The sequence below is a fragment of the Actinomadura viridis genome (assembly GCF_015751755.1).
GTDB classification, from domain to species: domain Bacteria; phylum Actinomycetota; class Actinomycetes; order Streptosporangiales; family Streptosporangiaceae; genus Spirillospora; species Spirillospora viridis.
In genome coordinates this window covers 7,149,298-7,172,426 of record NZ_JADOUA010000001.1, presented here as the reverse complement: position 1 = coordinate 7,172,426, position 23,129 = coordinate 7,149,298, and the positions used below count along the sequence as shown (strand labels likewise).

The following is a 23,129-nucleotide window of genomic DNA, read 5'->3' as shown; positions in this document are numbered from 1 at the left end:
GCCGCTGGAGGTCCTTGTGAGCACCGCCCCCGAAGACAGTCTCGAGAAGGCCGAGCAGACCGCGGTGCTACTCCTGCCCGGCGACCGGCAGGCAACGCCGGCCGAGGTCGACTTCGCCGTGAACACCGCGGTCAGCATTCTCGCTGCCCAGGGGATCACCGTGGAGCGGGACAAGGTGCGGAAGGTTCTCGAGGCTCGGGCTTCGGTGTTTCAGGTCGACTCCTCAGCGCTGAAGAACGACGAGGGTCACGTGCCTTGGCTCGCCGACGCGAAGGCCGACCGGGACTGGGACTTCTGGGACCGCTACCGGCGCTACCTCCTGAGCGTCTCCAAGCTCCCGCCACAGGTCGTACGTCGACTCGACCAGAGCACCGACGACGTTCTCGGTGAGCTGGAAGACCCTCAGAGAGAGGGGGCCTGGCGTCGGACCGGACTCGTAATCGGACAGGTCCAGTCCGGCAAGACGGGGCAGTTCATTGGGCTCGCCGCGAAGGCGGCCGATGCCGGCTACCGGCTCATCGTGGTGTTCGCCGGGATCCACAACGACCTGCGCAGCCAGACCCAGCTCCGTATCGACGAGGGGCTCCTCGGGTTCGACACCCAGTACCAGTTCCGCTCGGACGACGACGCGCATCGTCACATCGGTGTTGGGGCGATGTCGCACGGCAAGCGCCTGAAGGCCGCATCGCTCACCACCAGCCACGAGAAGGGGGACTTCGCCCGAAAGACGGCGGTCTCTGCGAACGTGCCGGTGGGCAGCGTCCCGGTGGTCCTCGTGGTCAAGAAGCACCGACGGATCATCGACAACCTGCGGGACTGGGTGATCGACAACCACGGAGTGAAGGACCCGGAGACCGGCCGGATGGTCGTTCCCGACCTCCCCTTGTTCGTGATCGATGACGAGGCCGACAACGCCGGGGTGAACACCTCCAAAGACCCCGACACCAACCCGTCGGCGATCAACAGGGCCATCAGGCGCTTGGTCAACAGCTTCACGAAGGCATCGTACGTCGGATACACCGCAACTCCCTTCGCGAACATCTACATCGATCCCGACGCCAACCACGACAAGCTGGGTCCGGACCTCTTCCCGGAGAGCTTCATCCGCACCCTGCGCGCCCCATCCAACTACCTCGGTCCCGAGCGTCTCTTCGGACTACAGACCGACAGCGACGAGGAGGACATCGAGCCGCTGCCGCTCATAAGGCACATCAACGACACGGACCTCTGGATGCCGGACAAGCACAAGTCCCACCTCCAGGTCCCCGACTTCCTCCCCGGGTCCCTGCAGCGCGCCATCCGGTCCTTCGTCCTGACCTGTGCGGCGCGTCGAGCACGGGGACAGGTCGCCGTGCACAACTCCATGCTGGTGCACGTCACCCGCTTCACCGCCGTGCAGCAGCAGGTCCGCGACCAGATCGACGCCTACGTGCGCCTGCTCTTCGACGTTTTCCAGGACCGGTTCAGCAGCGCCCGCGTAAAACTCGGGGAAGAGCTGCGACAGCTGTGGGACGAGGACTTCGTCCCCTGCACCGAGGACATGGGCGGGGAGAGGCTCGAGTGGGAGGACGTCGAACCTCACCTCCACGCCGCCCTTGCGAAGATCACCGTAATGGCCGTCAACGGTGCGGCGAAGGACGCCCTCCAGTACTACGAGCGCCAGGAGACCGGCCTGTCGGTCATCGCCGTCGGCGGTGAGAAGCTCTCCCGTGGTCTGACGCTCGAAGGGCTGTCGGTCAGCTACTACCTGCGCGCCTCCAAGACGTACGACACCTTGCTGCAGATGGGCCGCTGGTTCGGCTACCGCCCTCGTTACGAGGACCTGTGCCGGCTGTACACGACACGTACGCTGCAGCGCCAGTACGCGGAGATCACCGCAGCCACCGACGAACTCCGGCGCGACGTCGAGGAGATGGCCGCGGTGGGGCTCACCCCCCGCGAGTACGGTCTCAAGGTCAGGACCTCCTCGCTCGGCCTCGGCATCACGGCCTCCAACAAAATGAGGCAGGGCACGCGTGTCCTTCTCAGCTACTCCGGCGAGCTTCCTGAGACAACCATTTTCGACCTCTCCGAGAAGGTGGTCCGCAACAACTTCGAGCTTCTCGAGTCGTTCGTCGCACGCCTCGACGCACTCTCCACAGGGGAGGTGGACGGCAGGAGCGGGCACATCACCTGGAGTGGCGTCGCAGCCTCGGACATCACCGAAGGGTTCCTCGACTCCTACCTCACCGACCGGCAGGCCCAGAGGGTTCGGCCGGCTTTCATCGCAGAGTACGTACGGCAGTGTGCCAAGCAGGGTGAGCTGGGCAACTGGACAGTTCGCCTGGTCAGCCGCCCATCCAAGGATGCGGTGGAGGAGATTGCGGGCCATCCCATCGGCCTCATCACGCGCAGTCACTCCAAGTCCTCGCCGGTCGTTCCCGGTCGCTACACCATCAAGCGTGTGCTCAACCCGCCCGATGAGCTCTGCGACCTGACCGACGAACAGAAGGAGCGTGCGCTGAAGGCCACGAAGGAGGCCGCGAAGGGAAAGCTCAACAAGAAGGGCGAACCGTTCGATCCCGACACCCCCCGTGGTCGGCCCCTGCGTCACCAGCGCCGCCCTGACCAGCCGCTGCTTCTGCTGTACCCCCTCAACCCTGCCGAGGTGGTCAAGTCATCGGGGAACCCCCCGCCAGCCGCCCCGCTGGTCGGATTCGCCATCAGCTTCCCGTTCTCCAGCAACCAGGCGAAAACCGAGTACGTGGTGAACGACATTTGGTTCAAGCAGGACATGGAGTTCGACGACTTCGAGGACGAAGAGTGATCGACGAGAACATGTGGCAGGAGCTGGAGACTCGCCAACAGACCCCGGGCAGGTCCACCCGACGGCTTTACCCCGACTCCCCGCACGACATCCATGTAGCGGTGACGCACCCGGCCCTCCGGCGGATGCTGCTGCTCGGCGTCGATGCCATGACCACCGACACCATACGTAAGGAGATCTACGAGCTGCCGTCCACTCGTGGTCTGCAGCTGAACCTGTCGTCGATGTCCGGCCACCGCTACGAACTCCAGGTCGTGCTCACCGACGACGAACTCACGGAGGTGTTCACCCCGCTCGTCTCCGACATCGTAGAGGTGGTGCGGGACGCGCCGACCGCCGAAACGGCGGCGGAGGCCGCGGTTCGCCGTTACGTCCGGTGGCAGCAGCTGTTGCGTTCGGTGGCGCGCGAGGGCCTGTCCCGTCAGGCCCGGTGTGGCCTCTTCGGCGAACTTCACTTCCTCCTCGAGCACGTGCTGACGGCTGTCGGCCAGCACACAGCTATCAGCTCTTGGACCGGCCCGCGCCAAACGAACCAGGACTTCCAATTGCCCGGTGCCGCGGTCGAGGTGAAGGCGACCACGGCCCGGTCTCCCCGGACAATCCAGATCGCGAGCGAGCGACAGCTGGACACGGCCGGCTCGACGCCCCTCGCACTGGCCCACTTCGTCCTCGATGACCGGCAGCGGGGTCTCGGCATGAGTCTGAACGCCCTGGTGGACGAGATACGAGCCCACCTGACAGCGCCGTCCGCCTCCCAGCGCTTCGAGAGTCTGCTGATCCAAGCGGGCTATCTGCCGAGCCAGCGGGACATCTACGACCAGGATCGCTACACCCTGCGTCGCAGTGAGTTCTGGGCGGTAGGGGAAGGTTTTCCCCGGATTGTCGAGGCCGAACTGCCACCTGGGGTCGGTAACTGCGCCTACACCATCGACGTGTCGGCTCTGTCATCCCACAGTGTGACCGCCGAAACCCTGGTCGACCTGTTCCGAGGAACCCATGGCTGATCACGACCTCCACGAGTACTCGCGCGCGCTGGTCACCGACGTCCAGGCGCTGGCGGACGCCGAGGGCGGCTCGATCCCCAACACGTTCACCCAGCGTGTACACGAGATCCTCGAAGAGGCCGGGGTGGTCACCGACGCCGCGCTCGCCTACCACTACTCCCGGGGACTGGAGATCTACGGCTACGGCCTGCCCGAGGACGGATCCAGCCTTGATCTCTACACCACGGACTTCAGCCTGACCCCGTTGAGCAGCAAACTGACCAAGGTCGAGTCCGACAGGCTCTTCCGCAGGTTGTTCGCGTTTCTGGGCAAGCACACTGCCATCCGCCCCAACCAGGAGGACAACACCGATGTGTACGATATGTGCACCGGTGTGGAGAAGGCGCTGTCGAACGTCCTGAAAATCCGCCTCTTCCTTCTCAGCAACCGCGTCAGCACGACGAGCGCCCCCGAGCCCGGAGAGTTCGAGGGCATCCCTGTCACTTACGAACTCTGGGACCTCGCGCGGCTCCACAGGCACGAGACCTCAGGAAGCATCGGCGAGCCCATCAAGGTGACCTTCGAGCGCCCTCTTCCCTGTCTTGCGGCTCACAGCGACGAGCCGAACTACTCGGTCGTTCTGACAGTGATTCCTGGTCGACAGCTGGCCGAGCTGTACAAGGAGCACCGGACCCGGCTGCTCGAGCTCAACGTCCGATCCTTTCTTCAGACCCGTGGTGCCGTGAACAAGGGCATCCGCGAGACTCTGCTGAACGCCCCGAGCCGGTTCCTCGCCTACAACAACGGCGTGACCGCCACCGCCTCAGACGTGGACTTCGAGAACGATGAGGCCGGCATTCCCGTCGCCATCAGGAGCATGACCGGCCTCCAGATCGTCAACGGCGGCCAGACCACCGCCTCGCTGCACCACGTTCTGACCCGTGACAAGCGGGACTTGGCCGGGGTCTACGTGCAGATGAAGCTCACGATCGTCGATCCCGCACACCTGTCCGAGATCGTTCCAAGAATCTCCCAGTACTCCAACACCCAGAACAAGGTGACGCTGGTCGACTTCAGCTCGAACCACGAGTTCCACGTCGCCTTCGAGCGTGTCTCCCGCAGCCTGTGGGCTCCTGCCGCCAACGGCAGCGGACAGGAGACGCGGTGGTTCTACGAGCGGGCACGAGGCCAGTACACCGACAAGTCCGCCGAGCACGAGACCCGCGCCGCCCAGCGCAAGTTCAAGTTGATCACACCGACGCGGCAGAGATTCAGCAAGTCCGACCTGGCCACCTTCGTGCACTCCTGGGAACAGCTCCCGTACTGGGTGAGCCGCGGCGCCCAAAAGAACTTCGCCCACTTCATGGAGCGAATCGAGAAGTCCGATCCCGTTGTGGACGTGCAGTACTGCAAGCGTGCCATCGCGACCGCCCTCCTCTTCCAGGCAGCCGACCGGATCGCCCGTACACATTCGGCCGGCAGCCACAAACGGCTGATCACGACCTACACGGTCGCCCGGCTCTCACTTGCCACCGAAAAGCGGATCGACCTCGACAGGATCTGGAACGAGCAGGGCACCACGAACGCTCTGAGAGAAGCTCTCGATGAGCTTTGCCCTCTCATCATGGAGACGGTGATCTCTGGCGGCCGGCACGTGTCGGAGTGGGCGAAGAAGCCCGACTGCTGGGACGAGGTGTCCCGCATCCCGTGGACAGTCCCCGATGCGCTGGTAAGCGAACTCACAGCCGAGCCCTTCGAAATCGCCTCTCCCGAGAGCACCGAGTCTGACGAGGCCGAAGCTGCTGTCGAGGACATCCCCAGCGAAGAGTGGCGGGCTCTCGCTGACTGGGCCCGCGAAGGCAGGGTCCTGCGTCCTGTGGATAGGCAGCTCGCCGAGCGTGTCGCTCAGCGTCTGTCGCAAGGGCGACGGGTGGTCGGAGTCCAGGCCAGGCAGGCAATTGAGGTCTACGAGGAGGCGCTGCGGGAGGGATTCCACCCCGCTTCCGCTGTGCTCGATCACGAGACGACGTAATCCCGTCGACCCACCATCCCGTGGCAAGGGCTCCTGCTCAAAGGTGTTGCATCTACAAGTTGATACCGGCCGGTCCCTATATTCGCACTGAAGCTCTGGTGGTCGCCGAGGTATCCGGCCCTCATCGGTCCAAGGAGAGGGCCAACAGGGGACAAGCTCATACTTTGGCCTGGTTTGGTCAAGTAGGCACTCCCTTCAAGGCTGGCACCACGCCGTCCTGTTTGCAGCCTGGGAACAGTGCGAAGCTTGGTGAATTAAGAGGCCGAACGACCTTCTGTGCTGGCTGCCTACCGGGCATGATGGGGGCATGGTTCCCGAGTTTGACGTAGAGATCGGCTACGACTTCGAAGTAGCCGATCTACGGACCAACTTGACGGCTGCGGCGGTGGCTAGCGGCTTCACCGAGCACCACGAATATGAGTGCCTGGGGCTGCCCAGTTGGGAGGAAGCCACGAATTGCCTCGCGAGAGAAGCCGAGGTTCTAGAGCGGGCGGCTCGTTCGAGCGAGCCAGACGGCATCGAGGAGATCCTCGTTGCGGTTCAAGAAGAGGGTGATCTGGAGTACTCCGAGTTCATGGCCAGCTTTTACTGGAACGACGTAGGTGTAGCAGGCTTGAGCCTTGCCCTTAGTGCAGCTCGGACCGCTACTTTCTACTCTTGCTCAAGCGGGCTGGACAATCAGCACCATGCCGAGTACCCGATGGTGGGGGTAATCCCCGATGCGGAGCGTGCGGCTCTGATGGCCAGGCTCGCAAAGCGCACAGGCTGTGGAATCGGCCAACAATGGGGCCGATGGTATGTGTACGCGAAGTCAGTGACCGCTATCCACGCTCTGGGCCAGTCGGTCCTGGAACACCGAGAAGCCTTTGACGCCCTACCGCAACCAACATGGGTCGAGGGGCTTGAAGACGAGCTTGAGCGCCTCAGCAACTACTGAGGGGCGGTAAGGCCCTGTCTTGCCAACTCCGTGCTGCAAGTGTGAGCCGCTTGCCCACCAGCACTGGCGGAAGACAGCCTGCACCCGCTGAGGGCACCATAGATGTGCTCCTATCCTCGGGGCGCCCAGGCTGCGACATGGAGATGCCGACCGCCATGGAGGGTGACGGACGACCTTCGGGCCAGTCGGCTCGGCGGCCGCATGGCAGGATTCCAAGGCGGCCGCGGCCTTCGCCGCGACTTGATCACGGCGCGCCCTGAGATGTTCGGCGACGAGCAGGACGAGCCGTGTGTGATCTCCACGCCAGGACTTCATCAGCTTGGTGTGAGCTTCCCCCGGTAGCACGGACAGCTGGGGTCTCGCGGACGGCCTGAGCCGCCACGGCCAAGCTCTAGCCGAAGCCAGGCAGCATGCCCGAGCTCTCTGCGCGGCTCTCAGCGATGCCCAATCGGCCATCCACGCCGTCCACTGCCGCGCCACCCGCAGAAGCGAAGCGCCTCCGGCCGTCGAGGTGAAAGCACACGGGGACGATGCCAGCTTCGCAGCGGCGGCCAACGACTTCCCCAGACCGATTACTGCGACACTACTCGCGCCGCCTCCCGCCACCGGACAAAACAGAGGCCGGCCAGCAGCACTCCGCAGCGGTTTCCAGCGCTCGTAAGTCGAAGGCGGGCGGGCGGCCGGGGGTGGACTTGTCACCGGGCGGTAGCGGTCGGGGTTAGCTTTGGCCCAGTTGCTGGCGGATGGTGTCCGCCTCCTGTCTCACGGATGTCGCCTCGGTATGACGGTCCAGCCTCTTCAGCGTGTTGCCGAGGTTGCTCAGCGACTGGGCGAGGTCGGGGCGGTAGCGGTCAGGGTCGGCCTCGGCCAGCCCCCGGCGGATGGCGACCGCCTCCTGCTCCACAGACAGCTCCTCGGCGAAACGGTCCAACTTCCACAGCGTGAGGCCAAGGTTGTGGAGCGATTGGGCGAGGTTAGGGCGGTAACGATCAGGTTCGGCTTCGGCCAGCCGCCGATAGATGGCGACCGCCTCCTGCCTCACGGGCGCCGCCTCGGCATGGCGATCCAGCCTCCACAGCGTGTTACCGAGATTGCTCAGCGACTGGGCGAGATCAGGGCGGTAGCGGTCAGGATCGGCCTCGACCAGCCGCCGGTAGAGAGGGACCGCCTCCTGCTCCACGGACAGCTCCTCGGCGAAACGATCCAGCTTCCACAGCGTGAACCCGAGGTTGCGCAGCGAAAGGGCGAGGTTGGGGCGATAACGATCAGGATCGGTCTCGGCCAGCTCCCGGTAGATGGCGACCGCCTCCTGCCTCACGGGCGCCGCCTCAGCATGGCGATCCAGCTTCCCCAGAGTGAACCCGAGGTTGCGCAGCGATTGGGCGAGGTTAGGGCGGTAGCGGTCAGGATCGGCGTCGGCCAACGGCCGGTAGATGGCGACCGCCTCCTGCTCCACGGACAGCTCCTCGGCGAAACGGTCCAGCTTCCACAGCGTGTTGCCGAGGTTACTCAGAGACTGGGCGAGGTCAGGGCGATAACGGCCGGGATCGGCGTCGGCCAACGGCCGGTAGGTGGTGACCGCCTCCTGCTTCACGGGTGCCGCCTCGGCATTGCGGCCCAGCTCCCCCAACGTGAAGCCGAGGTTGTGCAGCGCAAGGGCGAGGTCGGGACGGTAACGGTCAGCATCGGCCTCGGCCAGCCGCCGGTAGATGGCGACCGCCTCCTGCCTCACGGGCGCCGCCTCAGCATGGCGATCCAACCTCTTCAGCGTGCTGCCGAGATTGCTCAGAGACTGGGCGAGGTTGGGGCGGTAGCGGCCAGGATCGGCGTCGGCCAACCGTCGGTAGATGGCGACCGCCTCCTGCCTCACGGGCGCCGCCTCACCATGGCGATCCAACCTCAACAGCGTGCTGCCGAGATTGCTCAGAGACTGGGCAAGGTCGGGCCGGTAACGGCCAGGATCGGCGTCGGCCAACGGCCGGTAGATGGCGACCGCCTCCTGCTCCACGGGCAGTTCCTCGGCGAAACGATCCAGCTTCCACAACGTGTTGCCGAGATTGCGCAGCGATAGAGCGAGGTTAGGGCGATAGCGGCCAGGATCCGCCTTGGCCAGCCGCCGATAGATGGCGACCGCCTCCTGCCTCACAGGCGCCGCCTCACCATGGCGGCCCAGCTTCAACAGCGTGAAGCCGAGGTTGCGTAGCGCAAGGGCGAGGTCGGGGCGGTAGCGGTCAGGGGCGGCGTCGGCCAACGGCCGGTAGATGGCGACCGCCTCCTGCTCCACGGGCAGTTCCTCGGCGAAACGATCCAGCTTCCACAACGTGTTGCCGAGATTGCGCAGCGAAAGGGCGAGGTCGGGGCGGTAGCGGCCAGGATCGGCCTCGGCCAGCCCCCGGTAGATGGCGACCGCCTCTTGCTTCACGGGCGCCGCCTCAGCATGGCGGGCTAGCTCCCCCAACGTGAAGCCGAGGTTGTGCAGCGCAAGGGCGAGGTCGGGGCGGTAGCGGCCAGGATCGGCCTCGGCCAGCCCCCGGTAGATGGCGACCGCCTCCTGCCTCACAGGCGCCGCCTCAGTATGGCGGCCCAGCCTCTTCAGCGTGCTGCCGAGATTGCGCAGCGATTTGGCGAGGTCGGGGCGGTAGCGGTCAGGGGCGGCCTTGGCCAGCTCCCGGTACTTGGCGACCGCCTCCTGCTCGGGCAGCTCCTTGGCAGCACGGGCCGGCTGGGGCCTCCCCTTGTCATCCGGGAAGGGCATAGGGCCGCGTACGGAGGTCAGCTCGTCGGTGTAGCTGAGGGTGCGGGCCACGGGTGGACGGTCAGCGGGTCGAGCCTGGACGTCGGGCCCGGGACCGGTCACGGTGGTGAGCAGGGCGCGGACCTGCGCGACCGATAGCCGGTCGGCGGGATCTTTGCGCAGCAGGCCGTTCAGGACCTGCGCGAGCGGCCCGCCGCATCCGGGTGGCGCGGGGTCCTGGGTGGCGATGGCGATGAACAGTGCCCCGTGTGTGGGGGCGTTGAACGGCAGGCGGCCTTCCACCGCCGCGTACAAGGTCGCGGCCAGTGACCACAGATCCGAAGCGGCAGTGACGGCCCGGCCGGTTATCTGCTCGGGGGACATGAAGGCGGGCGTGCCCAGCACCGTGCCCGTACGGGTGAGAGTGGCATCGCCCTCCACCGCGGCGATGCCGAAGTCGGTGAGGACGACGCGATCGCCCTCCAGCAGCACGTTGGCCGGTTTGACATCGCGGTGCACGACACGGTGCGCGTGTGCAGCCGACAGCGCCTCCAGCATCGCCAGCCCGATCGCAGCGATCTGCCGCTCGGGCAGGGCTTGCCGCTCGGTCAACAGGTGCTCCAGGGACTGCCCGTGGATCAGCTCCATTACGATCCACGGCCGGCCGTCCTCGCCCATCACCCGGTCGTAGACGGTGACGATCCCCGGGTGCCTCAGCCGCGCGGCGGCCCGGGCCTCCCGCTGCATCCGCGCGTACCACACGCGCCGTTCCTGCTCGGTGACCTGCTCGGGCACCCGCAGTTCCTTGACGGCCACCTCGCGTTCCAGGTCGGTGTCATAGGCGCGCCACACCGCGCCCATCCCGCCCTGCCCGATCAGCCCCAGCCTCCGGTACCGGCCCGCCAGCACACCCTCGCTATCCCAACCCACGATCGGAACATACCGCCAACGAACAGACCAGGATCAGACTTGAAAAGGATGCGGTCATCCGTCCAGACGCCTGGGCTCGGGTCAGAGATCAAAATCGGGAACAGGCCGCCCGTTCCACGACGGTACGGACCGCGGCCGATCCGGCTGCGGGACAGCCTGTCCTCCGACACGGGCGTCGCCTCAGGTAAGGCTGACTGCTGTAGTGCAGGAAGTGCAGCAACGACGTCTTCAAGTCGCTCAGCTCAGCGCACGACCACGACGGGTCTAGGTGCGGCGGAGCGGGAAAGCCTGGGATTGCCGATAGCTCGGGACGAAGAGGTCGTGGGTTCGAATGCCGCCACCCCGACAGGTAATGCCAGGTCAGAGGCCGGCTCTCCGCCAGGGAGACCGGCCTCTTGATCGTTAGGCCGCCATTCCAGCACCCTCGATGGCCCCTACGGACTCACCAGGCCGAAGCTGGCTTCGGGACATGAGTTCCTTCGTGCACCCGTACCCGAGGGTGTCCATGCCTTCGGCCATGCAGAGGTTCTCGGCGGCACTGCCGGCAGTTGCTTGAAGAAGCTTGTAGTCGGCGCCGTTGCGGGGGGTCCCAGGCCCTGGCGGCCAGCCAGAGAGCACGCCCAGGGCCGCGGTGAGGGTAGCAAGGGTGGACTGCGAAATATTGTGGTGGCTGCTGTCGCGCACCGACTGCATCGACCATCGTGGACAACGGGCCGATGGCTCCACCGAGCCTACGATTTTCCACGGCGACCAGGATGGGGTCGTCGTCCAGCCCGGCTTCATCTGGCGAACAACCGGCTGGACCGCCTGCCGGAGAGCCTGGGCAGGCTCGCCAACCTCACAGCGCTCTACCTCGATCTGCCGGGCAGCCACCTGTCATCCGGAGATCGCTGGATCTCCATCGAGGTCGCGGCGTCCCGGAACGCGTCGCTGGGTGCCGGGCTCACTGGGGCGGGTTGCGCTTGAGCTTGCGGCGTTCCCACTTGTTGGGGTGGCGGATGACCACACCGGCGGGGCCGCCGTTGCCGGAGAGGCGGATCAGGGGAGTGCCCGGCCGCCTGTCATCCGTGGTCTTGTCCTTAAGACCGCCCAGGCCAGGTTCCAGGCCCCCGGTGTCGGCGGCCCAGTCGTCGGGGATGACGATCGTCACGCCGGCCATTTCGCCGTGAGCCTCGATCTCCACCTCTCGCAAGCCGCACTGGGTCCGGGTGAAGTCGAGCTTGACGCCTCCGACGCCGCCGTGCGCGGTTATTCGGGCGGGTACCTGCCAGCGCCCGTTCCGCGTCGCGCCGTGAACGCCGCCCTTGAGGACGAGAGGCTTGCCGTCGTTCGGCGTGGCGACAGGTGGGAGATCCGCGGTGAGCGGGACCAGGTCCCCGTAGGTCTTGGCGGTGAGGGCCTGCTCCAGCCGTGTCTCCAGTTCGCCGATTTCGAGGCGGCCCTCCGCCGCGGCCTCCCGCAGTTGCTCCACCACCGCGTCGCGTTCGGCATGTGAGACACGCAGGTCTGGTTGGCGAGCGGGGTCCGGGATTGCCGCAGTCATGTGACCGATGATACGGACCACTTTGGTATGACAACCGCCTTCGGCGGTGGTTACCGGGAGGATGTGGTGACGCGGGTTTCTGGACGTCTTCCCCGATCCCGGCGCGTGGTCCTACGGGCGAGGGCGGCGAGACGAGGGCTGTCAGGATCGCGTCGGTCAGGGGGCTGGAGGTGACCGGCAGGGCCGGGTCTCGGCTCGCGAAGACTCAGCCGTACCAGCGGCTGTAGTAGAGGTACATGAGCAGGAGGTACTCGTCGCCGACGACACCGATCACCGTGTCGTGCGCCAGGTAGTCCTCGTCATGGCGATCCCAGCCGGCGTTGTGACCCAGGAAGTAGCGGGACTTCTCTGGCGGGAACACGGTCAGCACGCCGTCGAGGAAACGTCGTGCCTCAGCTGCGTACTCGATTCGCTGGGTGCGTTCGAGGTCCTTGTCCCAGCTCAGGGCGAGGTCATTGACATCCCGGTGGAATCGCCGGTACAGGTAGCCGCGCAGCGCTTCCAGCGGTCCGGTCAACTCCAGCCAGGCGGCCGGGGAGCGGTTCTCCGCTTCCTCGTCGTACTCGATGGACCAGGTCGTGGTCTCCGGCTCCGGCAAGCTGTCTCCGAAGAGGGCGTCAGGCCCTGGCGGCTGCCAGTCGGTGACGCGCAACACCGCGGGCTCGTCCACGGATCCGAGGGCCAGGAGACCGGAACCGAACGGGCCGGGGCCGGCCGGCAATGCCTCCTCCGTATCCCAATGGTCGCGGGCGGGTAGCGGGTCGAAGGCCTCTGGCATCGCCTTCTCGAGAACGGTGTCCAGGAGCCGGACGACCGGCTCCTTCGCCGTGACCACCGGGCCGTGCACCGATCGGTAGGCCAGTCCGGCGTCGCTGTTGACCAGTGGGAGCAGTATCGGTTCCAGATCTGCGACCGGCAGAAGGCGCAGCGCCAGCCTCTCGTGCTTGAGGTGGGGCAGGTCCGCCAGATCAAGCAGGACTTTCGGATCCATCCGCACCTCTGCCTCGTGAGGGTCGCCCTAGTTTCGCGATATGTTACCCGCGACCGGTTCGGCAGATGAGCAGATATGGTGGCATCCTGATCATCCCATGGCCGATCGTCTACCTTTCAGTAGCGGGTCTGAAGGGCCACAGGCCGCCGGCTGTTCTGACTGTCGCTCACCAAACCATGCGGTTGTTGTCCTCGCTGGTGGTCGATGAAGTATGGAATCATTTCCTGTCATGGCTCTCGTCTATTTTTTGCTGAGTGAGAACGGGCGGCCGCGCTTCCGGACGATCCCGGAGGGTAATAAGAAGTATCGCGCCCTGGGGGCCTGGGTGATCGGGGAAATGGGCACACACCTGGGTGTCTGCCTGGACGCCCTCGCGAGCGTCGACGACGCCGTGGCCGGACGCCCGGTCGAACCCTGGAGCAGCGAGAGCTTCGACACCACGATCAGTGCGTCCGGGATCCGGTTCCAGAATCTCTACTCGGAGCAAGAGCGTGGTGCGTACACGCTCGATGAGCTGCATAGTGTCGTGGAGGACTACTGGCGCTTCCTGTGCACCATTCCTGAGCAGCCTGATAGTTATCGTGAATACTGGCCGGAGCTACCACTTCCAGAGGCGGAGGTCCTTCTCTGGGAGAGATTCTGGAAGCGGCGCCATCCGTATCGCGGGCGGCTGTTCTAGGTTCCTGAACCGGCGAACGGTCGGTAGCGTGGCGCTGCCCGTGAGTGCGGACGCGTCCCGTGGTCGGGAGGTCTACCGCACCTTCCGTCCTTGCGGTCTTTTCTCGAGGGCGACGGCAATGGATGCGTCCTGCCGTCCGCCACTGCGCCGAGGAGCAGGCTGCGGCTTCGCAGGTAGCGCCGCGTAGGTGCGCGGGGCGCCCCTGACCGCTTGTTGTCGGTCATGGCCGGTTGAATGGCGCGATGAACGCCGCAGAACTCGCCGAACGTCTTCCGTCCATCGCCACCGTCCGGGCTCTGAGCCGGTCCTTCGCCGTCCTGGACGCGATCTTGAGCCCGGACGGCTACGCCAAGTACACGTTCCACAGTGGGTGGGCCGACGGGGTGGAACTCGCGTCGATGGACAACGGCAGCGGGGACGAGTACTCGATCGTCTTCACGGCCGCGGGCGCCTTCATCCGCGGGTTCGATCACGAGTCCCCGATGAGCCCCTACGCGAACGAGGACTACACGCTCTGGCCCGGGCTGGTCGAATCGGTTCCGGACGAGTTCGCCGGCGTGCTGACCGAACCGGCCTTCTGCCATGTGGGGATGACGGAGCCGTTCCTGGCGGCCACGGTCTGCCTGTGGCGCCTGAACGAGGATCCGGTATGGCGGACCGGGGACATCGAGTTCGATGACGATGGGGCCGGGTGGATGTTCGACCTGCTCGTCGAGGGCTCTCCGGAGGCGTACTGCGACTACGTCAAGGACTACTTCGAGGTGCAACTGGCCGTCGCGGACGTCACTGCCGTCTTCGAGCATCGGCCCCTGGACGAGGAACTCGTCCGGCGTGTCAACCCGTCCACCGACCTCGGCGCGCTGGCAGGGACGCTCGACATCATCGGCTACCCGTATGTGGGCGGCCCGGCGTGACGTTCGTCCGATGTCGAACGGTGTCGGTGCGTCCAGCGGCGTCGATCATCTCGTGTGGGACGGCCGCGGCGGCCGGACGGTCTCGTTTGGCCTGCTGGGTGGCTGGTTGACCCTCGTGGACGTGGTTCGAGGCCGGCGGGTTGGATAACGTGCTCTGGCGTTCCAATTGGATATCGGTGGGGCGAAATGAGTTCTTGGGTCGATGTCGTGCTGGACAAGCTCGAACACCTTCCAGCGGACGTCCGCGAGGATTATGTGCGCGTCCTTGAGGTGGCCGTGCGAGTCGCCCCGCGGCAATGGACGCGGCGGCGAGGCGTGCGGAATCTCTGCGTCACGCTCCACGACGGGGAGCGGGGAGTGGAGGTGCGGACGGAGACGCTCAGCGTCGGCGACCTTGGAGAATACGTCGACTGGGACGGCCCCCGGTCCATGCGTTCCCTCTACCCCGTCGTGCACGCCAAGCTGGGAACGAGCCGTTGCGCCGCCCTCGTGTACGGGAACGCGATCGACTCCCGGACGTGGGGCTGGGTCCTTCCGCTCCTGCTGGGCGGGCCGCCCCGGCTGGACACGGCGGTGGTGATCGCCTTGAAGCACCGCTCGGGCGGCCTTTTCGAGTTCTACCTTCCGGTCACTTTTCCGCGCAGGGTGGTGCGGCGCTTGCGGTTCGAGGGGGACGTACGCGAACTGCTCGACCGGGCCCGGGCGTTCTGACCCGGATTCCCGGGTGGCCGGGAGGGCGGGCAGGCCGCGCGCAACCGGCGTCGAGCGGGTGGCCGGGAGGACGGGCAGGCCGCGCAACCGTTGGCGGTTGTCCGAGACGGTGCCGATGGGCTGGTGATGCTCCCCCCTGTTCCCGAATACGGGGCGTCCGGCTGCTCGTTCACCCTTGCCGGGTGATACGGGACGTGGCGGGTTGGCAGCAGCGTGGCATGAGCCCCCTCGAACGGCGTTGGGAGAGAACATGACCACTCCGCAAGCGACCTTGAGCAGTGTGGCGCAGGGCGACGCTCCGGTGCTGGAGCAACTCGTCGAGATGAACCTGGACTCGCTGGAGAGTTCGGGACTCGACCCCAAGACCTACTTTCTCGTCCGCCTGGCGGCGCTCGTGGCGATGGACGCCGCTCCGGCGTCGTACGTGATCAACCTGGGGATGGCCGCCGACGCGGGGGTCACGCTGGAGGAGGCGCAGGGGATGCTGGTCGCCATCTCGCCGGTCGTCGGCAGCGCGCGGGTGGCGTCGGCCGCCGGCAAGGTGCTGCGGTGCTTCGGCGTGGCGGTGGCGGCCGAGATGGCGGCCGAGCAGTAGTCCGCGCGGTCAGGCTTCGCGGGTGGCACGGCCTCCCTTGGAGAGTGTGGCGGTGACGTTGAACCGCTTGCTCAGGCGGTACATGGTGAGCGGGCCGTTGCTGATGGTCTCCTTGTAGGCGACCGCGCCTCTCCCGGTGAGGTACCAGCGGCGCGGGGTGTCGTCGGCGCGGGTGAACTGGATGACCGCGTCGCGGCGGCCGATGCTGACCGGCTGGTGAACGAAGCCGAACCGGAACGGCTTGACGTTCTTACCTCGCAGCCTGCGGGCGATGGTGTCGGCGGCGTACGCGGCGGCGGGCAGGCCGCTCTGGCAGGTCCCGTGGACCCGGCCCCAGGCCTGCCGGAGCGCCGCGGCGTCGCCGATGGCGTAGACGTCCGGGTGGGACGTGGAACGGAGCGTGGCGTCCACCTCGACCAGGCCGTTCTCGTCGGTGGCGAGCCCGGCCTCGGCGGCCAGCGCGGGGACCCGTACGCCGGCGGTCCACAGGCAGGCGCCGGTGGGGAGGAGTTCGCCGCCGTCCAGTTCGATCGCCTCGGGCAGGACCTTGGTCACCGTCACGCCGGTCATGCGGGTGACGCCGAGGCGGTCCAGTGAACGGTGCAGGTAGCCCCGTGCCCTCTCGCCCATCAGGGCGCCGGGCTCGTCGCGGCTGACCAGGGCCACCCGGAGGCCGGGGCGGTTCTCGGCGATCTCGGCGGCGGCCTCGACCCCGGTGAGTCCGGCGCCGCAGACGGTGACGGTGCCGCCGCCGGCGGCGTCCAGCTCGTCCAGGCGGGCGGAGAACGGGCGGGGGTCGTCGAGGGTGAAGGCGTGATCGCCCGTGCCGGGGACGCGGGTCGTGTCGGTGCCGCTGCCCGGCGCGTACACCAGGGTGTCGTAGGACCGGGTGTCCGCGCCGTCGATCGTGACCTGGCGGGTCTCGGGGTCGATGGCGGTGACCGTGCCGCGCACGAAGGTGATCCCGGTGCCTTCCAGGAGGTCGGGGAGGGAGTGCTCGGTCAGTTCCCGGCCGGCGGCGATCTGGTGGACGCGGAGCCGTTCGACGAAGCAGGGCGTGGGGTTGACCAGCGTGATCGCGGTGCCGAGCCGGCGGGTACGGCGGGCCAGGCGGATCGCGCACATCGTCCCGGTGTATCCGGCCCCCAGGACGATGATCTGGTGGTCGGTCGGCATCTGTCACTCCCGGTTCGAGGGCTGCTGTCGCCCTTGGCGACGGGGGCCGCCCCCAGAACGTGACATGACAGGGATGTGAGACAGGACACACCTCGGACACGAGCCCGCCCGGAGCGGATCACCCGCCGCGGGCGAGCCGCGCGCGGGAGGGGCGTGCCTACGCTCGCCGCACGGGGTCCCCGAACCGCGAGGTTTGAGGAGGAAGCGTGCACCTTGAAATCCTGCCGCTGGCCATCACCATGATGGCCGGGCCGCAGATCATGTCCGCCATCATCCTGGTGACGACCAGGCAGCCGGTGCGCGTCTCCCTGGCCTTCCTGGCCGGCGTCTTCGTCGCCACGCTGGTGGGAGTCGCGATCACCCGCGGGATCTTCGCCCTGGTGGGCAGCGCGGTCAGCTTCGACCATTCCGGCAACAAGGGCTCGGTCGGGCTGATCGTCCAGTACGCCCTGGTCGCGGCGCTGATCGCCCTCGCGGTGAAGAACTTCGTCCGGCGGGAGACGATCGAGCCGCCCACGTGGCTCGCCAGGCTGATGGAGGCGACCCCGCGGAAGGCGCTCCTCACCGGGCTGCTGGTGATCCTGCTGATGCCCTCGGACATCATGGTCATGCTCACGGTCGGGGCGCACCTGGAGCAGGTGGACGCCGGACTCGGCTCGGCGCTGCCGTTCGTCGGGCTCACCGTGCTGGTCGCGGCGACCCCCCTGCTGGCCCTGGTGCTGTTCCACCGGCACGCGGCCCACGCGATGCCCCGGGTGCGGGAGTGGATGAACTCGCACGCCTGGGTGATCAACGTGGTCACGTGCCTGATCTTCATCGCGCTGATCGTGTGACGCCCGCCCGCGGGGCACCGCCTCAATACGCGGCGCGCTCCGGTGAGTACGTCGCCAGGGCCCAGATCACCACGATGTCCAGCGCGATGATCACGATCGCCCAGAGGGGGAAGAAGGGCAGGAACACGAAGTTCGCGACGGCACTGATCACCGCCGCGACGATGCCGACCACGCGCGCCCAGAGCTGCCCGGTGAACACCGCCAGCCCGGCCACCACCAGCAGGACCCCGATGCCGAGGTGGACCCAGCCCCAACCCGTCACGTCCCACTTGAACACGTAGTCGCCGCGGAACACGAACACGTCGTTCTTGAGGATGGCGGCGATCCCGGCGAACACGCCGAAGATCCCCGCCACGACCATGACGCATCCGGCGAAGTACGCGAATCCGGTCGCCCAGCGGTTCGCCGGCTCGCGGTACGTCGTCGGCCCGTGGCTCATCTGCTCGGCCATCTCGTCTCCCCGATTGATCGGATCGGACACCGCCATCGTCGGCCAGGGGGAGCGCCGTCCATATCACCCGCGGCGGATGAGATCGCGGGCCGGCGGCGCCCGTTCACCCGCCACGGATGATGCGGTACGGGCGGTCGCCGCGGTCGACTCGGAGTGCCCCCGACGCCGGACGGCGAGCCTGGGAGGGGACATGACTTCGGCGACACCGGCCGGTCCGATGAGCGGGCCGGCCAGCGGAAGGATGATGACGCGGTTCACGGGCGGGGCCTGGGGCGTCGGCGTGGCCGTCGGCGTCATCGCGGCAGCGCTGGGCGTGGCCATCGTGGTGTGGCCGGCCGCCACCGTGGTCGTGGTGGCCGTCCTGTTCGGCGTGCAGCTGCTGATCAACGGCGTGTTCCGGATCGTGCAGGCGATCGTCTCGGCCGAGGCGAGCAGCGGCACCCGCGTGCTGTTCACCCTGCTGGGCGTGCTGTCGTTCATCGTCGGCGTGCTCGTCCTGCGGCACCCGCTGCAGACCATCGTGGCCCTGGGCCTGCTGTTCGGCCTGTTCTGGCTGATCAGCGGGGTGATGGAGCTGGTCACCGCGATGACCGACCGGGGCATGGCGGGACGCGGCTGGATCGCCGCGCTGGGCGCGCTGTCGGTGATCGCGGGCCTGATCATGCTGGCCTGGCCGGGCCTCACGCTGACCGTGCTGACCTGGTTCTTCGGCATCTGGCTCATCACCTGGGGCCTGCTGACCCTGGGCCTCACCCTGTGGGTGCACCATGCCGACACCCACGGACGGCTGATGGGTGCGAGCCGATGACCTTCTACGAGATCAGGATCCGGGGCCGGATCAGCGAGACGATCCGGAAGGCCTTCGCCGATCTCACGGTCACGGTGAACCCGGTCGAGACGGTCGTCTGCGGCGCCGATCTCGACCAGGCCGCCCTGTACGGCGTGCTCGAACGGATCCAGGACCTCGGCCTGGAACTGGTCGAGGTGCGCCGGTTCCCGCCCCGGGCCGGCTGAACGGCCCGGGCGGGCCCGGTACGGCGCGCGGCGGGCACGGCGCGCGAGGCGGGTACGGTGCGGCGTGTGCGGCGTGCGAGGCGGGCGCGGTGCAGCGGGAGCGGCGCGCGGCGGGTGCGGCGCGCGGCTCGGCCGTCCCGGCTCAGCGGTCCCGGAGGAGGGAGAGGGACCGGGCCCGCCGTACGGCCTCGGTCCTGCGAGTGACGCCCAGCTTGCGGTAGATGTTCTTCAGGTGGGTCTTGATGGTGTTGACCGACAGGCACAGGTCCGCGGCGATCTCCTCGGTGCTCATCATCCCGGCGAGCCTCTGGAGCACGTCGGACTCGCGCGGGCTCAGCCGTTCGACCGGCACCGCGCCGTCCGGCCGGGACGGCTCCGCGCGGTCGCCCGGCCGCAGCGGGCCGAGCAGGCTCCGGTACGGCCGCGCGAGGTCCGGATCGTGGCGCAGCACCTGGGGCAGCCACTCACCGCACAGGGCGAACGGGAGCCGGATCCGCTCGCGTTCGGCGAGGCGGAGCGCCCGGTCCAGGAAGCGGCGGCCGCCTGAGGCGTCCTCGGCCGAGTAGGCGAGGCGGGCGTGCAGCAGCCATGCCTCGATCCGGACGTCGGCGGGGACGTTCGCCGATTCCGTCAGGGCGTGGCGCAGGGCGCCGGCCGCGGCGGCGGGGTCTCCCCCGCACACCTCCGCGCGGGCCAGGGCCACGGCCGAACGCGGTGTCGCCGCCCCTCCGGCCTGCTCCGCCGCGACACGGGCCGGTCCCGCGGCGCCCCGGGCGGCGTGCGCCTCCGCGGCCACCAGCCTCAGCCTCCGCTCGATCCAGGGGGCGCGTGGCGCGGAGCCACCGATCGTGCCGAGCGTCCGGAGGGCTTGGTCCGGGCGCTCCCGGGCGATCTCCAGCCGGGCGCCGATCAGGCGGCGCACCGCCGCCATCAGCGGGTCGGGGCAGGCGTCGAGCGCGCGCCCGGCCCTGTCCAGCTCGTCGGCCGCCGCCTTGGCCTCGTACCGTTCCAGCCGTACCCAGGCCGACGCCAGGTGGGCGGCCGGGACGCGCCTGCCGGCGGGGGAGACCGACACCTCGGGCAGCTGCTCGGCGCGGGCGGCGAGTTCGGCGGCGTGGGCGAACCTGCCGTGCAGCGCCTCGATGAGCGCCAGGTGGCCCAGGCAGTGCCGGCGCTGGAAGTCGCCGCCGGCCTGCGTGGCCGCGGCGGCGGCCGTGCCGAAGAGCCGGGCCGCCTCCTGGGACCGTCCCGCCCGCAGCGCCGCGGCGGCCCGCGCGGACAGGACGAGCGCGCGCAGTTCCGGCCGGTCGTCCAGCAGCCGTTCCGGGAACCTGGGCAGCAGCACCGGCACCTCGCCGTGCGGGGCGCCGGTCCCCGCGGGTCCGGTGGGGCGGTGCCGGGCCAGGCGGACGAACGCGGCGCACAGCCGTGCCTGCACCCTGCCGGGAGCGCGTTCCAGGAGCCGCCCGGCGTGCTGGAGGGCCGTGGCGCACGCCCGGTCGTCGCCCCGGGCGACCCCCACCGCGGCGGCGACGATGGCCGGCTCCGGCTCGGCCGCGGCGAACGCCAGCCCGGCCGGCATCGCGCCGAACAGCTCGGCGAGCGGGTCGGCCGGGCGCAGGCCGAGCACGCCTCCGATGGCGAGCCGGTCGACGACCATCCGGGCCGCGTACTCCCAGTCGCCCGCGCGGGCGGCCTGCCGGACCGCCTCGGGCAGGTGACCGGCCCGCTCGAACCAGCGCGCCGCCCGCAGGCACAGCGCGTCGGCCTCGCCGGGCGCCTCGTGGTCGAGGACCAGCCGCAGCGCCTCCCGGATCATCGTCTGCTGGCGGTACCAGCCGTGCCCGAGCGGCATGACGAAGGCGTTCCGGCGGACCAGTTCGGCGAAGCCGCGGCCGATCTCGTCGCCGGTCAGCTCGGTGGCCAGCTCGGCGTTGACCCGGTCGGTGACGCTGGTGGCCAGCAGCAGACGCCGGACGCCCGCGGGCTGGGCGTCGAGCACCTCCTCCACGAGGTAGCCGACGACGGCGTGGTCGTCGCCCGCGAACCGCTCGACGAACGACTCGGGGTCGGGCTGGAGCTCCATCGACATCGCCGCCAGGCGCACCCCCGCCGCCCACCCCTCGGTCCGTTCGGCCAGCGCCCGCAGCGGCGCCGGGCCGAGCCGCACCCCGTGCTGGGCCAGGACGGCGGCGATCTCCCGTTCGCCGAAGGCCAGGTCGTCCGCGCGGATCTCGGTGAGCCGCCCGGCCAGCGCGTACCGGCGCAGCGGGAACGGCGGGTCGCTGCGGGTGGTGACGACGACGCGCAGCCCGGGACCGGCGTGCTCCAGCAGGCCGGAGACGAGGCCGATGAGCGCCGAGCCGCGTTCCGGGCGGAAGTCGTCCAGCACCAGGACCACAGGGGTCTCCAGCGCGGCGAGGAGTCCGGCGGTGCCGGCCTGCGGGCCCTGGACGTGCGGACCCGGGACGGTTCCTGAACGCGCCAGGCATTCCGCCAGAACGGCGTGGAATCCCTGGGGGGTGCCCGGCATCCGGTCGCCGCTCATCCAGACGATGGGAATGGCCGAACGTTCCTCCGTGGCCGCCCAGGAGTGGACGGCGACGGTCTTTCCCGAACCAGGCGGTCCGGTGACGACGGTGAGGCGCCCGCGCGCGCCCTTCCGTACGCGTTCCAGCAACCGGGGCCGCGCGATGACCCAGCCGGGCAGCGGCGGGACGGTGCCGTACGGCGTGACACCGGCTCCAGGACCAGCGCCGATGCCGGGAGCCCCGGCCGCCGGGCCGGGGTGCTGGACGGGGCGCGGTGCCATCACCGGCTCCCCGCGGAACGGGTCACAGCGCGCCCTCCCGGGATGGGGCACCCCATCCCGGCGTTCACTCGCGTCCGCGACTCCAGGGCAGGAACCATGAAACCCATTCATTGCCGCTTTTCCAGGACGCCCCTCTTTCTTCCCGCCTTGGAAACGGACAATCGGGCCTTGAGAAACCACGGAACAGCGATCTACCTCAAGAAGCCGTTCCGGTCCGGGACGGCCGTTCAATGGATCTGATGGGTGGTGAGAAAGGTCCTCGGAGCGGCGTTCAGAGCGGCGTGAGGACCATGAGGACCTCGCCCGGGGCGCCGTCCAGGGTGCGGCCGTCCAGGGTGCGGCCGTCCAGGGTGCCGCCGTCCAGGGTGCCGCCGTCCAGGGTGCCGCCGTGCACGGTGCCGTCCAGGGTGCCGTCCGGGGCCGGCGGGAGCGCCTTGGCCCAGCGGCCGGCCTCCCGCCAGCCGAGCCGTTCGTAGAAGGTCTCCAGGCCCATCCCGCTCCGGGCCGAGAGGTGGAGCCGTCGCAGCCCCATCTCGTCGCGGGCCACGTCACGCGCGTGGTTCATCAGGGCCGTCCCGACGCCGCGTTTGCGGTGCGTGGGGAGGGTCTGGAGGTGGTTCACGGCACCCCAGTGCGGGATCAGGGGGTTGGGGTCCCGCGAGAGGTGGGCCCAGCCGACGGGGACCGTCCCGTGGAGGGCGACGAGGAGCCGCTCCCGGTCCGGGCGCAGCCGGGCGATGAGGGCGTCCAGGACGGGGGCGAGATCGTTCTCGGCGACGGGAGGGAACGGGAAGCCCGCCGCGCCGCCGCCGCGGGTCACCTGGACCCAACAGTCGACGAGGTCGCGGCGCAGACCGGGGGTGACGTCCGAGCGGTCGGAGAGCTGGATCAGATCGGGCATCGGGGGCCGCCTCTCACACGCTGGTGATCACATGATCCCCGCGAGGAAGGCCTTCGGGAATGGGCGGTCACGCCACGGTCGGGCCGC

The 23,129-nt window shown here is 68.5% G+C and carries 18 protein-coding genes; 11 read left to right on the top strand and 7 right to left on the bottom strand.

The window, feature by feature from the left end:
- The first annotated feature begins 16 nt into the window (after positions 1-16).
- The 4 genes from IW256_RS42910 (at position 17) to IW256_RS32545 (ending at position 6,758) form a co-directional block, all read left to right on the top strand.
- Positions 17-2,806: a Z1 domain-containing protein gene (locus tag IW256_RS42910; protein ID WP_197014593.1), complete on the top strand. Its 2,790-nt coding sequence runs from the start codon at positions 17-19 to the stop codon at positions 2,804-2,806.
- Positions 2,803-3,810, top strand: a complete 1,008-nt coding sequence (locus IW256_RS32555; RefSeq protein ID WP_197014592.1) for a PD-(D/E)XK motif protein — start codon at positions 2,803-2,805, stop codon at positions 3,808-3,810. The genes IW256_RS42910 and IW256_RS32555 overlap by 4 nt, the downstream gene beginning before the upstream one ends.
- A complete protein-coding gene (locus IW256_RS32550) occupies positions 3,803-5,821 on the top strand; it encodes an AIPR family protein (RefSeq protein ID WP_197014591.1) in 2,019 nt (672 codons plus the stop codon). Before IW256_RS32555 ends, IW256_RS32550 begins: the two co-directional genes overlap by 8 nt.
- A 307-nt stretch (positions 5,822-6,128) precedes the next feature.
- Positions 6,129-6,758 (top strand): hypothetical protein, encoded by a 630-nt coding sequence (locus IW256_RS32545; RefSeq protein WP_197014590.1) that lies wholly within the window; start codon positions 6,129-6,131, stop codon positions 6,756-6,758.
- Between the two features lie 718 nt (positions 6,759-7,476).
- Here IW256_RS32545 and IW256_RS32540 read toward each other — a convergent pair.
- The 3 genes from IW256_RS32540 to IW256_RS32530 form a co-directional block, all read right to left on the bottom strand.
- The gene (locus IW256_RS32540) at positions 7,477-10,422 is read right to left on the bottom strand and encodes a tetratricopeptide repeat protein (RefSeq protein WP_197014589.1); all 2,946 of its coding nucleotides are present in this window, start codon (positions 10,420-10,422) and stop codon (positions 7,477-7,479) included.
- A 943-nt stretch (positions 10,423-11,365) separates the two neighbouring features.
- Complete coding sequence (locus tag IW256_RS32535) at positions 11,366-11,965, bottom strand: DUF1707 SHOCT-like domain-containing protein (protein WP_197014588.1); 600 nt, start codon at positions 11,963-11,965, stop codon at positions 11,366-11,368.
- A gap of 205 nt (positions 11,966-12,170) precedes the next feature.
- Positions 12,171-12,956: a hypothetical protein gene (locus IW256_RS32530; protein WP_197014587.1), complete on the bottom strand. Its 786-nt coding sequence runs from the start codon at positions 12,954-12,956 to the stop codon at positions 12,171-12,173.
- Between the two features lie 229 nt (positions 12,957-13,185).
- On the opposite strand from IW256_RS32530, the gene IW256_RS32525 reads away from it, so the two are divergent.
- From IW256_RS32525 to IW256_RS32510, 4 genes are all read left to right on the top strand, one after another.
- On the top strand, positions 13,186-13,635 hold the full coding sequence (locus IW256_RS32525) for a hypothetical protein (protein WP_197014586.1): 450 nt from the start codon (positions 13,186-13,188) through the stop codon (positions 13,633-13,635).
- A gap of 242 nt (positions 13,636-13,877) precedes the next feature.
- A complete protein-coding gene (locus IW256_RS32520; protein ID WP_197014585.1) occupies positions 13,878-14,549 on the top strand; it encodes a hypothetical protein in 672 nt (223 codons plus the stop codon).
- Positions 14,550-14,735: 186 nt separating this feature from the next.
- Positions 14,736-15,260 (top strand): hypothetical protein, encoded by a 525-nt coding sequence (locus tag IW256_RS32515; protein WP_197014584.1) that lies wholly within the window; start codon positions 14,736-14,738, stop codon positions 15,258-15,260.
- Positions 15,261-15,510: 250 nt separating this feature from the next.
- Positions 15,511-15,855, top strand: a complete 345-nt coding sequence (locus IW256_RS32510; RefSeq protein ID WP_197014583.1) for a carboxymuconolactone decarboxylase family protein — start codon at positions 15,511-15,513, stop codon at positions 15,853-15,855.
- Between the two features lie 9 nt (positions 15,856-15,864).
- On the opposite strand, the gene IW256_RS32505 is transcribed toward IW256_RS32510, so the two are convergent.
- Entirely contained in the window at positions 15,865-17,031 is a 1,167-nt protein-coding gene (locus tag IW256_RS32505; protein WP_197014582.1) for an NAD(P)/FAD-dependent oxidoreductase, read from the bottom strand.
- Positions 17,032-17,237: 206 nt separating this feature from the next.
- Here IW256_RS32505 and IW256_RS32500 point away from each other — a divergent pair, with 206 nt between their 5' ends.
- Complete coding sequence (locus tag IW256_RS32500) at positions 17,238-17,864, top strand: GAP family protein (protein ID WP_197014581.1); 627 nt, start codon at positions 17,238-17,240, stop codon at positions 17,862-17,864.
- A gap of 22 nt (positions 17,865-17,886) precedes the next feature.
- Here IW256_RS32500 and IW256_RS32495 read toward each other — a convergent pair whose 3' ends face one another.
- Positions 17,887-18,315 (bottom strand): DUF7144 family membrane protein, encoded by a 429-nt coding sequence (locus IW256_RS32495; RefSeq protein WP_197014580.1) that lies wholly within the window; start codon positions 18,313-18,315, stop codon positions 17,887-17,889.
- A 244-nt stretch (positions 18,316-18,559) separates the two neighbouring features.
- On the opposite strand from IW256_RS32495, the gene IW256_RS32490 reads away from it, so the two are divergent.
- Together IW256_RS32490 and IW256_RS32485 are read left to right on the top strand one after the other, a co-directional pair.
- Positions 18,560-19,123, top strand: a complete 564-nt coding sequence (locus tag IW256_RS32490) for an HdeD family acid-resistance protein (RefSeq protein WP_197014579.1) — start codon at positions 18,560-18,562, stop codon at positions 19,121-19,123.
- Positions 19,120-19,329: a hypothetical protein gene (locus IW256_RS32485; RefSeq protein WP_197014578.1), complete on the top strand. Its 210-nt coding sequence runs from the start codon at positions 19,120-19,122 to the stop codon at positions 19,327-19,329. The genes IW256_RS32490 and IW256_RS32485 overlap by 4 nt, the downstream gene beginning before the upstream one ends.
- 142 nt (positions 19,330-19,471) lie before the next feature.
- Here the strand turns inward: IW256_RS32485 and IW256_RS32480 are convergent, their stop codons facing one another.
- Positions 19,472-22,141 carry a helix-turn-helix transcriptional regulator gene (locus tag IW256_RS32480; RefSeq protein WP_197014577.1) on the bottom strand — a complete coding sequence of 890 codons (2,670 nt, stop codon included), beginning with the start codon at positions 22,139-22,141 and terminating at the stop codon, positions 19,472-19,474.
- Positions 22,142-22,412: 271 nt separating this feature from the next.
- Positions 22,413-23,042 carry a GNAT family N-acetyltransferase gene (locus IW256_RS32475; protein WP_197014576.1) on the bottom strand — a complete coding sequence of 210 codons (630 nt, stop codon included), beginning with the start codon at positions 23,040-23,042 and terminating at the stop codon, positions 22,413-22,415.
- Positions 23,043-23,129: the final 87 nt, after the last annotated feature.

Coding starts and splice junctions, on each gene's coding strand:
- IW256_RS32550 (WP_197014591.1), top strand. CDS start 3,803: ATGGCTGATCACGACCTCCACGAGTACTCGCGCGCGCTGGTCACCGAC.
- IW256_RS32545 (WP_197014590.1), top strand. CDS start 6,129: ATGGTTCCCGAGTTTGACGTAGAGATCGGCTACGACTTCGAAGTAGCC.
- IW256_RS32535 (WP_197014588.1), bottom strand. CDS start 11,965: ATGACTGCGGCAATCCCGGACCCCGCTCGCCAACCAGACCTGCGTGTC.
- IW256_RS32530 (WP_197014587.1), bottom strand. CDS start 12,956: ATGGATCCGAAAGTCCTGCTTGATCTGGCGGACCTGCCCCACCTCAAG.
- IW256_RS32525 (WP_197014586.1), top strand. CDS start 13,186: ATGGCTCTCGTCTATTTTTTGCTGAGTGAGAACGGGCGGCCGCGCTTC.
- IW256_RS32520 (WP_197014585.1), top strand. CDS start 13,878: ATGAACGCCGCAGAACTCGCCGAACGTCTTCCGTCCATCGCCACCGTC.
- IW256_RS32515 (WP_197014584.1), top strand. CDS start 14,736: ATGAGTTCTTGGGTCGATGTCGTGCTGGACAAGCTCGAACACCTTCCA.
- IW256_RS32510 (WP_197014583.1), top strand. CDS start 15,511: ATGACCACTCCGCAAGCGACCTTGAGCAGTGTGGCGCAGGGCGACGCT.
- IW256_RS32505 (WP_197014582.1), bottom strand. CDS start 17,031: ATGCCGACCGACCACCAGATCATCGTCCTGGGGGCCGGATACACCGGG.
- IW256_RS32495 (WP_197014580.1), bottom strand. CDS start 18,315: ATGGCCGAGCAGATGAGCCACGGGCCGACGACGTACCGCGAGCCGGCG.
- IW256_RS32490 (WP_197014579.1), top strand. CDS start 18,560: ATGACGCGGTTCACGGGCGGGGCCTGGGGCGTCGGCGTGGCCGTCGGC.
- IW256_RS32485 (WP_197014578.1), top strand. CDS start 19,120: ATGACCTTCTACGAGATCAGGATCCGGGGCCGGATCAGCGAGACGATC.
- IW256_RS32480 (WP_197014577.1), bottom strand. CDS start 22,141: ATGGCACCGCGCCCCGTCCAGCACCCCGGCCCGGCGGCCGGGGCTCCC.
- IW256_RS32475 (WP_197014576.1), bottom strand. CDS start 23,042: ATGCCCGATCTGATCCAGCTCTCCGACCGCTCGGACGTCACCCCCGGT.